Annotated in this window: 9 protein-coding genes; 6 read left to right on the plus strand and 3 right to left on the minus strand. The window is 42.8% G+C overall.

Annotated elements, in window-relative coordinates:
• Positions 1-142 precede the first annotated feature (142 nt).
• From MORIYA_RS05760 to oleD, 4 genes are read left to right on the plus strand one after another with little or no spacing between them, the layout of a single operon-like run.
• Positions 143-1192, plus strand: a complete 1050-nt coding sequence (locus tag MORIYA_RS05760; RefSeq protein WP_112713457.1) for a 3-oxoacyl-ACP synthase III — start codon at positions 143-145, stop codon at positions 1190-1192.
• Between the two features lie 4 nt (positions 1193-1196).
• Positions 1197-2075: an alpha/beta fold hydrolase gene (locus tag MORIYA_RS05765; protein ID WP_112713459.1), complete on the plus strand. Its 879-nt coding sequence runs from the start codon at positions 1197-1199 to the stop codon at positions 2073-2075.
• A gap of 5 nt (positions 2076-2080) precedes the next feature.
• Positions 2081-3817 carry an olefin beta-lactone synthetase gene (oleC, locus tag MORIYA_RS05770; RefSeq protein ID WP_112713461.1) on the plus strand — a complete coding sequence of 579 codons (1737 nt, stop codon included), beginning with the start codon at positions 2081-2083 and terminating at the stop codon, positions 3815-3817.
• A gap of 25 nt (positions 3818-3842) precedes the next feature.
• On the plus strand, positions 3843-4910 hold the full coding sequence (oleD, locus tag MORIYA_RS05775; protein WP_112713463.1) for a 2-alkyl-3-oxoalkanoate reductase: 1068 nt from the start codon (positions 3843-3845) through the stop codon (positions 4908-4910).
• Positions 4911-5136: 226 nt separating this feature from the next.
• Here the strand turns inward: oleD and MORIYA_RS05780 are convergent, their stop codons facing one another.
• Positions 5137-5553, minus strand: a complete 417-nt coding sequence (locus MORIYA_RS05780; protein ID WP_112713465.1) for a hypothetical protein — start codon at positions 5551-5553, stop codon at positions 5137-5139.
• A gap of 586 nt (positions 5554-6139) precedes the next feature.
• Positions 6140-6736 (minus strand): type VI secretion system-associated protein TagO, encoded by a 597-nt coding sequence (locus tag MORIYA_RS05790; protein ID WP_232011526.1) that lies wholly within the window; start codon positions 6734-6736, stop codon positions 6140-6142.
• A 251-nt stretch (positions 6737-6987) separates the two neighbouring features.
• Between MORIYA_RS05790 and MORIYA_RS05795 the strand changes: the two genes are divergently transcribed.
• Both MORIYA_RS05795 and MORIYA_RS05800 read left to right on the plus strand, forming a co-directional pair.
• Positions 6988-8097, plus strand: a complete 1110-nt coding sequence (locus tag MORIYA_RS05795; RefSeq protein ID WP_112713469.1) for a site-2 protease family protein — start codon at positions 6988-6990, stop codon at positions 8095-8097.
• Positions 8098-8569: 472 nt separating this feature from the next.
• Positions 8570-10189, plus strand: a complete 1620-nt coding sequence (locus MORIYA_RS05800) for an IS1634 family transposase (RefSeq protein WP_112713471.1) — start codon at positions 8570-8572, stop codon at positions 10187-10189.
• 172 nt (positions 10190-10361) lie between these two features.
• Here MORIYA_RS05800 and MORIYA_RS05805 read toward each other — a convergent pair whose 3' ends face one another.
• Positions 10362-12773 (minus strand): Hint domain-containing protein, encoded by a 2412-nt coding sequence (locus MORIYA_RS05805; RefSeq protein WP_162629237.1) that lies wholly within the window; start codon positions 12771-12773, stop codon positions 10362-10364.
• Positions 12774-12811 lie beyond the last annotated feature (38 nt).

Genomic DNA, 12811 nt, shown 5'->3' on the forward strand with positions numbered 1-12811 from the left:
TTGCGTAACCGTTCTTTTATATTAATTCCATTATATAATTGTTATTTTTAGTTGAATAATCAACGCTTTCTTGCTCAAATAACCTAAACATAATTAGAATGAGGCGATAATCCGCCTAATTATTGAGCAAAATGACCTAGCCATGAAATATAACCGCGTTTTTATTAATAGCCTGACCTATGAACTAGCTCCAGAAATCATAACAAGTACAGCTCTAGAGCTTCGCTTAGCTCCTTTATATCAAAAGCTGCGCATTCCTGTGGGCCAACTTGCCGCACTCACTGGTATTACCCAACGTCGCTGGTGGCCAAAAGACTACATGTTATCTGATGGCGCATTAATTGCCGCACAAAAAGCCCTGGATGAAACGGGCATCGATGTCAGCGACATCGGCGCTGTGGTGTATACCGGTGTCTGCCGTGATCAGCACGAACCAGCAACAGCCTGCCGTATCGCCGCAAAACTGGGCGTATCTAATAACACCGCCATTTATGACATTAGCAATGCCTGTTTAGGGGCCTTGTCCGGCATGTTAGATATCGCCAACCGCATCGAATTAGGCCAGATAAAAGCTGGTTTAGTCGTTTCTTGTGAATCTGCCCGTCACATTGTTGATGTGAGTATCGATGATATGTTAGCCGATCCGACCATCAGAAATTACGCCACATCACTGGCGACCTTGACCGGCGGTTCTGGCGCAGTCGCCATATTACTTACCGATGGCAGTTTAAATTTAGCGGGGTCTCACCATCACCAATTACTAGGGGCCACGCACTTATCTGCGCCTGAACATCACGATCTATGCCAGTGGGGATTGAAAGAAATCGATACGCAGTTATACCGTGAATATATGCGTACCGACGCAGTCAAGTTGCTTAAAGAAGGCGTATCACTGGCGCAAGAAACCTGGCAGCAATTTTTAGCGCAACGCCAATGGACACCCGAAGATGTCAATAAAGTGATTTGTCATCAGGTGGGCGCAGCCAACCAAAAGAAAGTGTTAACCGCCTTAAATATTCCCGTTGAAAAAGAATTTCCGACCTTCAAATACCTGGGGAACATGGGCACAGTATCACTGCCAGTGACCGCTGCGATGGCCGACGAAGAAGGCTTTTTGAAAAAAGGTGACAACGTGAGCTTCTTAGGTATAGGCAGTGGCTTAAATTGTATGATGCTTGGATTAAAATGGTAACTCAATGTTAGATAAATTATTCCCGTTTAAACGTAATTACCTTGATCGTAATGGCCAGCAATATCATTACCTCAATGAAGGAACCGGTGAACCTGTCGTCATGGTTCACGGTAACCCAAGTTGGTCGTTTTATTATCGTAATCTGGTTTTGGCATTAAGCAGCAATTATCAGTGTATTGTACCCGACCATATTGGTTGCGGTCTGTCTGATAAACCCGATGATAACGATTACGACTATACCTTAACCAGCCGCATTGATGATCTGGAAGCATTACTTGAACATCTGGATGTTAAAGAAAACATCACCTTAGTCGTCCACGACTGGGGCGGTATGATAGGTATGGGTTACGCGGCGCGACATCCGGATCGGATCAAACGCTTGGTGATCTTAAATACCGCGGCTTTTCATCTGCCGTTATCAAAAGCGTTTCCACTGCCATTGTGGATCTGTCGTAATACCGTTGTCGGCACGTTTTTAGTGCGCGGTTTTAATGCCTTTTCATCCATCGCGTCGATTGTTGGTGTACGTCGCCAAGCCATGAGCCGAGATGTTCGCCGCGCTTATGTATCGCCTTTTAATTCGTGGCGTAACCGTATTTCCACTTTACGTTTTGTACAGGACATTCCGCTAAAACCTGAAGACCGCAATTACCAGTTAGTCTCAGATATTGGCGATAGTCTGGCTAAGTTTTCGACTGTGCCAACCCTGATCTGCTGGGGATTAAAAGATTTTGTGTTTGATAAACACTTTTTAGCACAATGGAAACAACGCATGCCGCACGCGCAAGTGAATGAATTTGATGACTGCGGTCATTATATTCTGGAAGACGCCAGTGATGAAGTCATTGCATTGATCACCGACTTCATGACCGATAAGCGTTGAGTTGTATGACTATTAACGCAACCTCAGAGGCGATGAATTTCTGTCGCCACCTCTCTCACGCAGCATTCGCGACCCCCGACTCACTCGCGGTCGCTGTACAGCGGAGTCGTAAAGGGCAATTGGTTTATGACGAGATTAATTTAGCGTCTCTTGATCAGCAAAGTGATGAGCTTGCCTATGCGCTAAATGCTTATGGCATAAAACGAGGAATGAAGGCCGTATTAATGGTCACGCCAAGCATCGATTTTTTTGTCTTAACCTTTGCGTTATTTAAAGCCGGTATCGTGCCGATCTTGGTTGATCCAGGAATGGGGATCCGCAATCTCAAACAATGTTTTAGTGAATCGGCTCCCGATGCCTTCATTGGTATTCCCAAAGCCCATATCGCGCGTAAACTGTTTGGCTGGGGTAAAGACAGCGTCAGATTTAGTCTTACCGTCGGCGGCTGTGAAATGCTGTCTCGCCTCACCGGACAAATGAGCTTACTGCGTTTATTAACCGAGTATCGTGCCAATTCAACCCTAAATAAACAGCAAGATAAGCCGATTAAGTCTTATCCTATCGCGCTATTTGATAACAGTGAATTGTGCGCCATATTATTCACCAGTGGCAGTACTGGCGTGCCTAAAGGCGTGGTTTACAGTCACCAAATGTTTGAAGGGCAAATACAAGCACTCCGCGATGATTACGGTATCCAGCCCGGAGAAAGGGATCTCAGTACCTTTCCGCTATTCTCATTATTTGGTCCGGCACTGGGCATGGCGTCAATTGTGCCAGATATGGATGCCAGTAAACCGATAACCGCGAACCCAGACTTTATCTTTGCTGCCATTGAAAAATACCAGTGCACTAACCTGTTTGCTAATCCGGCGTTAATCGAGGTCCTCGGTCAAGCAGGCTGCAAACACGATCAACCGCAGATATTAACCAGTTTGAAACGCGTGATCTCTGCGGGTGCTCCGGCAACCTTATCGTCAATTTCACGCTTTACTCGCTTGCTTAATACCAATGTAGAAGTATGGAATTCTTACGGTGCTACAGAGTCATTGCCGCTTACGAAGATTGGCAGTAAAGCACTGCTAACTATGCAAGACATTACCGATAATGGTGGCGGGATCTGCGTTGGTCAGCCAATCAAAGATGTTGAGATCGCTATTATTGCGATCAGCGAAGATGTCATTGCCGATTGGGATGATGACTTAACCTTACCAACCCAACAAATTGGTGAGATAGTAGTGAAAGGACAAGTGGTCAGTCAGCGTTATTATCGCCGCGACGTCGCCACCCAACAAGCCAAGATCAAAGATCCAACGAGCACTGAGTCACAGCCAGTGTTTCGACACCGCATGGGGGATCTGGGATATTTGGATGAACAAGGCCAGTTATGGATGTGTGGACGTAAAGCCCACAGTGTCGTCACGCCGAGTCAACGCTATTTCCCGATCCCTTGTGAGCGTATATTTAATACCCATGAGCAAGTGAAACGTACCGCACTGGTCGGGATCCAATACCAGGGTGAAACTATCCCGTTACTGTGTGTCGAATTAGAACATGATGCTGTCATCTCCACTGAGCAGTTATTTCGCGAACTTAACGTGGTTGGCAATAAACATCAGCAAACATCCACGATCAACGCGTTTTTAATTCACCCTGATTTTCCTGTTGATATTCGCCACAATGCCAAAATATTTCGTGAAAAACTAGCGGTTTGGGCGCAAAAACAAGCACCTTACAATCGTTGACTGTATTCCCAAACAAGGTCTTAATATGACGAACTTCAGCTCGCGACCGCCCGCAGAACAGCGCGCCCTTACTGCATTAGCCGCGACCACCAAACATGCATTTGTCACTGGTGCTGGTGGTTTTTTAGGCACCAGTATCTGCCTGGCATTAACTGCCGTCGGTATTAAAGTAACCGGGTTCGCCCGTGGCCATTATCCGCACTTATCAACGTTAGGTGTCAACATGGTACAGGGCGACATCTGTGATTTGTCGGCGCTCACCGCGGCGATGAAGGACTGTGACTTGGTCTTTCATGTCGCATCCAAAGCCGGTGTATGGGGTTCGCAAGCTGATTATTATCGCCCTAATGTGGAAGGAACAGCCAATATCATTCAGGCCAGTCAGTCACTGGCTATCGAGCGCTTAGTCTATACCAGCACCCCAAGTGTGACATTTACCGGTGAAGACGAGGCTGGGATCAATGAATCGCAACCTTATGCCCAATCATTCTTAAATTATTATGCGCAATCCAAAGCGCTGGCCGAGCAAATGGTACTGGCCGCGAATAGCGATAGACTCAAAACCGTTGCCATAAGGCCGCATTTAATTTGGGGACCCGGTGATCCACATCTGGTGCCACGCGTCATTGCCCGAGCCAAACTCGGTCGATTAAAATTAGTCGGTAAAGAAGATAAACTGGTTGATACTATCTACATTGATAATGCTGCTTATGCCCATATTCTGGCCGCGCTAAGACTCGCAGACCCCACGCCAAGTTGCGCCGGTAATAGTTATTTTGTCAGTAATGATCAACCGATCACGATGGCCAGCATGCTCAATAAAATACTTGATTGTGCCGATTTACCACCGGTGACGAAACGCGTACCAGCACTGCTGGCCTACATAGTCGGCACAATACTGGAGAAGATATATCTGTGGCTTGGCAAGACCCAAGAACCGATGATGACGCGTTTTGTCGCACGTCAATTATCGACCAGCCATTACTTTGATATCAGCGCAGCTAAAGCGGATCTGGGTTATCAGCCTCTGGTCTCTATTGACGAAGGTATGCAGCGCCTGAGAGTTTCCTTGTCGGGAGACACTAAAGTCTGATCGTTTAACTGAGTCAGTCTAGTTCGGCTGGCTCGATGATGAACATAAGTGAGCATTATCTCACCCTCCAACCCAATAAGTTGAGATAATGCCGTTCTTTCAAGGCTACCAACGCCGCGTTAACCCGCAAGTAAGTAGAAGCTGTTTTAACGACCTTTATTTAGCAAAAAACTGCGAAAACTGTATCGAGTGCGAGTGCAACGTTTTGTTATATTTGAACTAATAGCTACACTAACATAGCTTTTAACACGGATTCATATTCAGTAGGAATTACACGCATTCCTAAAGCTTTAGTTTTATACCAACTAATAAAATCAGAATCAGTTATTGCTAATGGCGGGTCTAATAATTTTAGTTCGCCATCCTTTTCATATTCCACTGTATTTTTATAATCAAATTTTCCGAGCCATTTACCACCTGCTTTTCGGAAGCATTCAGTACACTTGTAGCTATAAGCGAGTTTAAAAATATTTTTTCTACCCTCCTTTTCTTTTACAATTACGTAAACATACGAACCTTCTGCCGCCGATTCTGCTTCATTCTTTTTGCTGGTGAACGAAAATGGTACTTTCCGAACTTCTTTATAGATACTTGTTACAGGACCCTGATCTTCTGGAAGATGCCCTACAATATAAGAACTCATAAATCCTCTCTAAAAATATAACGTATTAGTATAGTCGGACGTCTCGAATCCTCAAATCCATACACCATTTAAAATAGCATTTAAAATAGCATTTAATCCATTGAAAAATAAGGTTATATCAGGATATTGTCTGTTTCTGACAAGTCGAGACGTCCTGTGCATTATTTTGTTAGTCTTTTAAGTTATAAATAAGACTATCCATACGACTGATTGTATTGGTATTAATTTTCACTGGCAAGATAAACCTGATTGTCTTTTGACGGGATCTTACCTGTCCACTACTTTGATTATATTACTTACTATTATCCTTGGTTTTTCAATTCATATAATCGTATTGCAAGAACCAATAAGATGCATCATGTCATTGCGCTGTTAAGTTACTTACAACTCACAGCCTTGGATTTTATTATTATCGGGATAGTATTGCTGATCGCAGGGGTGATAATGCAGCACTTAACACAGAGTTTAATATCAAGATGTGCACCTGCCAAACTGAATTCATAATTTACTATATAAGATGGCTTCGGATTTGTTCGATACCCGAATAGATGTCGGTTGCGCGACACCTATTTGTTATTGTTACAAATTACCAGCCGCAACTGTCTCTAAGCGGCTGTATGATATTTGCTAAACCAGAAGTATTGAAAACTGCTGTAACTGAGCTGTCATTGTACAAAGTTACTTGAGTAACTAACTTAGGTGAATCAAGTAGCTCTTTTATGAACGCAATTGGCTCGTTGTGATATGTGGTGTTTTTGTCAGTAGACATACTCCAGCTTTGAGTAATAGCTTTATTAGTACCGACTCGAGTCATAACCGAGGCTTCGCGACCAAGATAGTCGTTCCAGCCAATATAGAGATCTGTGGTATTATTTTTACACCTTACAACCAGATAAACCGGTTTACCCCATCGGTTTTTTCCAGAATCAGCATTCAGAGTCAATGTAACGGCCTTAGAACCACCATCTACGGATACATACCACTTTCCTTTACCCACGAACGATGCTGGTTTAACTTGACGAACATTAAGTTTTTTGGCGACAGCCAAATTATCAAAGCACTCAAGTCTAGCCTGCTCCCCTTCAACGATAGCGCATTTAGCATATTCTTTTTCATTTATTGCAGCGCTCGCGTTTGCAGCCAACAACAGCGAGACTGCAACCAGTAAAATTTGTCTCATCATCTTCAGATTTTCCCTTGCGATGCTTAACGCTTTAATTTTCTTTATGAACAACATCTTACCAATTTATGGCGGTAAGGTAAACGACCAATAACGTCGAGTAAATCTATTCAACAGGTACTGTCATCACATTTTTCTCTTTTGTTATACTTTTTGCTATACTCTGCCATCGGCAAACACGCTGTCACGACAGCAACTTAAACTCTATTACTCTATTAATCGGCATCACTGCTGGATAAATATAAAGGCTTAACTTGGAACTATTAAACATTGACTGCCTTGGCAAACAGCTGCGCCTAGAAGGCTCGCTAGCGGGCTGGCAACAAGTATTTTGGGACGACAAACTCGTGTCGGTAATCAACGCCTCGAGTGACAATGAGGGCAGTAAAACCCATGAATTTGAACTCAGCCAGCACAGCAGTGATTCAGTCGCAGCGCAGCCACCAGCCAGCATCCTCATAAAACTCACCACCGAGCTGCTCTGGCAACCCTTTAAAATAAACTATGCCTTGTATGTTAATGAACAGCTCATTAACCAAGGCCAGCGCGACACCAAAGATATTGAACGGCAAACCCCGCAACATCCGGTTGCCGTAAAGAAAAAATTTAGCTTAATTGGCTTAGGCTCGCTGGCATTAAAGTTATTGAAGAGTGCCAAGGTTATCAAGGTAGTACTGGCCGGCGCCAGTCTGGCGGCTTATTCATGGCTATTTTCTTGGCAGTTTGCCCTCGCCTTGATTGCTTGTCTGGTGTTTCATGAATACGGCCATGTTAAAGCCATGAAATTCTTTGGTATGAAGACCAAAGGCATTTACTTGATCCCGTTTATGGGCGGTTTAGCATTAGGCGATGATAAGATTAATACCCGCTGGCAAGATGTGGTGATCTCGATTATGGGCCCCACCTTTGGCTTGCTCATGTCGCTGCTGTCTCTGGTCGCCTACTGGCTAACAGGGGAAATATTTTTTGCCGGACTGGCCAGCTTTAACGCCTTGCTGAATCTATTTAACCTGTTACCGATTTTACCGCTCGATGGTGGCCACATCCTCAAAAGCATTAGCTTTTCGATGAACAGCGTTGTAGGCCTAGTTGCTTGTATCGCAGGGGCCGTGGCCGGGATATTCATCAGCTATAGCTTAGGCCTAGCTCTGCTTGGCTTCATGCTGTTAATTGGTAGCGTCGAGATCGTATTTGAATGGCGTGGCCGTCACCAAAGCCATCTATTACCCCTCGACAAATACGGGCAGCTGTTTTCCGCTATCTGGTATGTGGCGACAGCAGGCGCGCTTATTGGTGTGATTTGGTACTTTGCCGGTATGGGCGATGAGTTACTTTCCCTGCCACTGCAGATATTACAAAGCTAATTACCAGCGGTGCCACCAGCACATTGCGACTGAGTTTGCTGCAATGGGCTTCGCTGTACTTTGTTATGCAAAGTGCTAAAGAAACACATCAAGGTAATCCAATCTAAAAACTGTACTTGAAGCTGCGAAGGTGATAAATCCAATGTGCTGGCCTAACGGAATAAGGAATTGTGAACCAATCGGCGCGGTCATATTGAACCCAAATAATGTGCCTAATGAAGAGACGAAAAAGGTAGTATGAAGCTTAAGTGAAGAGTGTCAACTATCTTGAAAAACACCCTATTCAGTATACCCGACATTCCGCACCCTATTATAGGTATTAATTATCGCTTTTTAACGACACGTTCAATGCAAATGTAGACATGATGTATTTGTGAATGTTGATGTTATACATAAATTGCTAAATCCCGCGTGAAATAAAAAAAAGCTTGACGGCGATCCCCATATTTGATCTATTAGTTATCTTTGGGCGATGAAAATTATGACCATATCATATTCAACAAAGAGTCTTGATCACCTCGGTTTAGTTTCAGGCATGTGCAAAGATATTGGTATCGCCAAGTTTATTGATGACGCACATCCCGAACAAAGTAAGGATAAGCACATTTCATACGGGCAACTCGTAGAAGCCATGATTTTAAATGGACTCGGTTTTGTTGGTAGAACATTGCATATGTATCCTGAATATTTTGCAGAACGGCCTGTCGAACGCCTTCTTGGTAAGGGTGTAAAAGCGGAGCATATTAATGACGATGCACTCGGTCGCTGTCTTGACCAACTCTATGAAACTGGCGTTTCCGAGCTATTTCAAGGACTGTCCGCCCGTACAATTTCACATTTAAAGCTTCCGTGTGAAGGGCTTAATCTGGACTCCACAAGCATTCATGTTGATGGTGAATATAAAGACGAAGACGGTAATGCAGCCATTCAACTAGTGCGAGGCTACAGCCGTGATCATCGCCCTGAATTGAATCAGGTGGTGTTAAACCTGATCACTGAAAATCAGGCCGGTATCCCCGTCTACATGCAGGCGGCAAGTGGCAATATTAACGATAATGAAGGTTTTAAAAATATCGTTAAGCAACATGTTAAAAGTCTTAAAGCGGCCCATAACAACCGCTATTTCATTGGCGATGCTGCATTATATGTCGCCGAAACGATCCAATCTCTCGATGAACAAGGCCAATTATTCATATCGAGAGCGCCGCAAAAGTTAAAATTAGTCAAAGACGCCATATCAGAACAAAACAATTACCATTTCACTGAGTTAGGTAATGGCTACAGCGCAACCTGGATAGATTCAAACTACGGTGATGTTAAGCAGCGTTGGTTGTTAGTGTTCAGTGAACAAGCAAAAAAACGTGAACAACACACATTAGATAAACGTATGCTAAAAGACGCCACTGCGGCATTAAAATCACTGGAAAAACTCAGTAAACAACGTTTTGCTTGTCATGCTGACGCAATGAAAATGCTGAGTATCTGGATGAAATCTCAAGCCAGTATGTCAATGAGTGAAATTGACGTTATTGAGCATCCAATTTTCACTAAAAGTGGTCGACCTAAAACAGGTCAAGAGCCGGATGGTTATGAATATCAAGTAACCGGTTTGCTTGCTTCAAAATTAAATTTTCGCGAACGTAAATTATCCGAAAAAGGGTTATTCATGTTAGCGACAAATGATTGTAGCGATACGTTAACGATGAGCAAAATGCTTGAACTATATAAGTCACAGCAAAGTGTGGAAAAAGGGTTTAGATTCTTAAAAAGTCCTGATTTTTTAACATCGTCATTATATTTAAAAAAGGCAGAGCGGATTGAGGCATTGCTGATGATCATGACGTGTTGCTTGATGGTATACGCGGCACTTGAGCATAAGATCCGAGAGGAGTTGAGAACTAAAGACGTATATTTTCCCAATTTAAAATATAAGCCCTGTCAAAATCCTACCGCCCGTTGGGTTTTCTTTTGCTTTCAAGGTATCGACATTTTAACTATCTCAGAAGAGCAGCAATTAGTGCTGAATATTAAAGAGCGACATCGAATAATTATTGATTGTATGGGGCCGACATACCAACAAATTTATTCATAAAACGGGGTGCGGAATGTCGGGTATACATAAAAAAGCTAAATGACCTCCGGCAAAGCCGGAGGCTTATTGGTTACGCTCTAAAAAAGCTTAAGTTAACGCTCAAAACGTCGTAGCATGTGTCATTTCATTTTTTAATATTTTACTGAAATGACACTAAATTATAAATACTACCTTATTGATTGTGTAAACGATTAATATCATCACTCATTCGCTTCATGTCATCCATGATTGCGATTGCTTCAGGGCTCGGCGTTTTTTTGTTTTTCTGCTCCCGCTTCGCATTTTGGCTGATAAAATCACCCGCATAAATACCATCTGCAATGAGCATAGCGTCGCCACAATCGACATTATAGACTTGATCGTTATAATCAACTTTTGATAGCTCAATGATTTCTTCCAAACCATCTTCGGTATGTATTTTGGCCGAAATAGCTAACTTAGCCGCCATCATTTTGCCTGAATCTGACATAATCGGGTGATTGTCTGTGATCTGCAACACTTTACCAGATGCTGTTTCTATACGTATCAGCTGCTTTTCTAAACCTTTGTAGGTTTCCCTAACCGTTACTTTTTCCTGCTCTGCCGTTAACAATACATCACCAATAGAAATTTCACTGATTTTTTTCACACAACCATCAGCCAATTTAATCAGGCTATCCTTGTGGAAACAGCCCCATCTGATGAATATATCCGGTATCTTGACCGTATTTGAGTCCGAATGATTGTATCTTCCACCTACAGGTGGCTTTGAAGCACTAGTTATTGCAACATTTACGTCAAAAATTGCGCCAGATGACATAACAGTTTCGATTCTGAAACTCCATCTTAATTTAACCCCAGTTAAGCAGGAACCCTCTGTTGTATAGTTATCTTTATTTATCTGGACACCCCAGTCTTCGTCAAAATCAAAAGCAACCGTCCATGGTTCATTGGGCCCAGCCTGCTTACTGAAAGTGAAGTACTTATCCAAATCTGACGGATGGTTATAGTGATATTTCACCAAGGTTGCTTCGTTATAAACTAACTGTAATTGCCCAATATTTGACAGTTTTTTCGGTTCCAGAAAAGACGCTAATTTAAAAGATCCCTTAACTGGCAGCTTAGTTGTCACTAACTCATCATGCAGCACACCTTTATAAGTATAGTCCGTATGCTCATCACCAACAGCATCTCGATCATACATAACATTAACGGTCGTGTCATTTAGACTATGGGGATCATCAATAACAAAGTCGCTGATCAGACTCTCGCCATTAACCAATGTATAACCCTGAGTTTGTTCCTCGCTTGTATATGTAGCACCGTCAGCATATACGTAGGTAAAGTTAGTAACCACTTCAAGTTCATGATCATTAAATTGTCCTATTTCTGAATTTAACTCCTCGACTCTAGATTCAATGTCGGTCTCATACGTAAATTCACTTATGGTGTTTAGTACGGTTTCAGTGTTCAGATCGGTTAACGTTGAAGAGACCAAAATCATTGCTGCGTTATTAACTGTGGCATAAGAATCGCATGCCACAGAACGTCTGTCAGATGCTGTCAGATTACCTTTACTACTTGCGCCATCGGTTATATAAATAGCACTCATATTAAAGCCTATATCTAAAGAATCATCCCCAGTTTTTGGCAATGCTAGCGATTCAGGCGTTTTTAAAAGCGCATTATAAAGCGCGGGATACTTTTCTTTCGCAACCTTAGTACCACCGATATGCTTAAACATTGATTCTAACTTGTGAGTTTTAGCCATCAAGTTGTTAGCGTTAGTTATAAAATCATCAGTCTTATCAATTACTTGGCTTACTTTATCTATCACGTTACAAATTGTGGTTATCGGTTTTTTCTTTTCTTTAATCACCTTAACAGTACCGGTTTTACCTTTCAGACCTTGATTACCCTTAGTACCATCCTTGCCATTTTCTGTATCCGCACTCCAGGCACCATTCTTACCTGAAACCCCACCTTGACCGCGACCACCAACACGACCAGCACGATTAGTCCATGTGATATCATTAGTAGTAGAACCCCAATATACCGTTACTTGGGTACCATCACCGCCATTACCGCCATTACCGCCGTCACCGCCGTCACCGCCCTTGCCGCCCTTAGGCCCATCTTTTTGACCATCACCACCATCACCACCATCACCACCATTACCACCATCACCACCATTAGAACCAACATTAAGTAATGATAAATTCATATCGGAGTCTTTGATTGTCAATGTATAATCCCCCAATGAAGAACCATTATAAGCTGATGAGCCATCTCTGCCATTTTGCCCATTGGCACTCGTCGCTCCATCTTCACCCTTTTGACCTTTTTTTCCATCGATTCCATCTTCTGATACTATGATGATGTCGTAGTTCCAATTTTTTTTCTGACTGGAATTTAGATTTGTTGTCGGTATCTTGCCACCTAAAGAACCATTATATTCAGTGATTTTATCAATCGTAAGCTCTGCACCGACCTTAATTTCAATATATCCTCCTCTTTGAAAGAATATTTCATCGTATTCTGTCGCATTTTCGATATCAGACACTATTAGTGGAAATTCAGGTGTTACCGTTGTTGTTCTTCCCATCACTATTTTCCTTGTTGTTTATAAGTTGTAGGTTGTTA

It is taken from the genome of Moritella yayanosii (assembly GCF_900465055.1).
In the GTDB taxonomy this organism is placed as follows: domain Bacteria; phylum Pseudomonadota; class Gammaproteobacteria; order Enterobacterales; family Moritellaceae; genus Moritella; species Moritella yayanosii.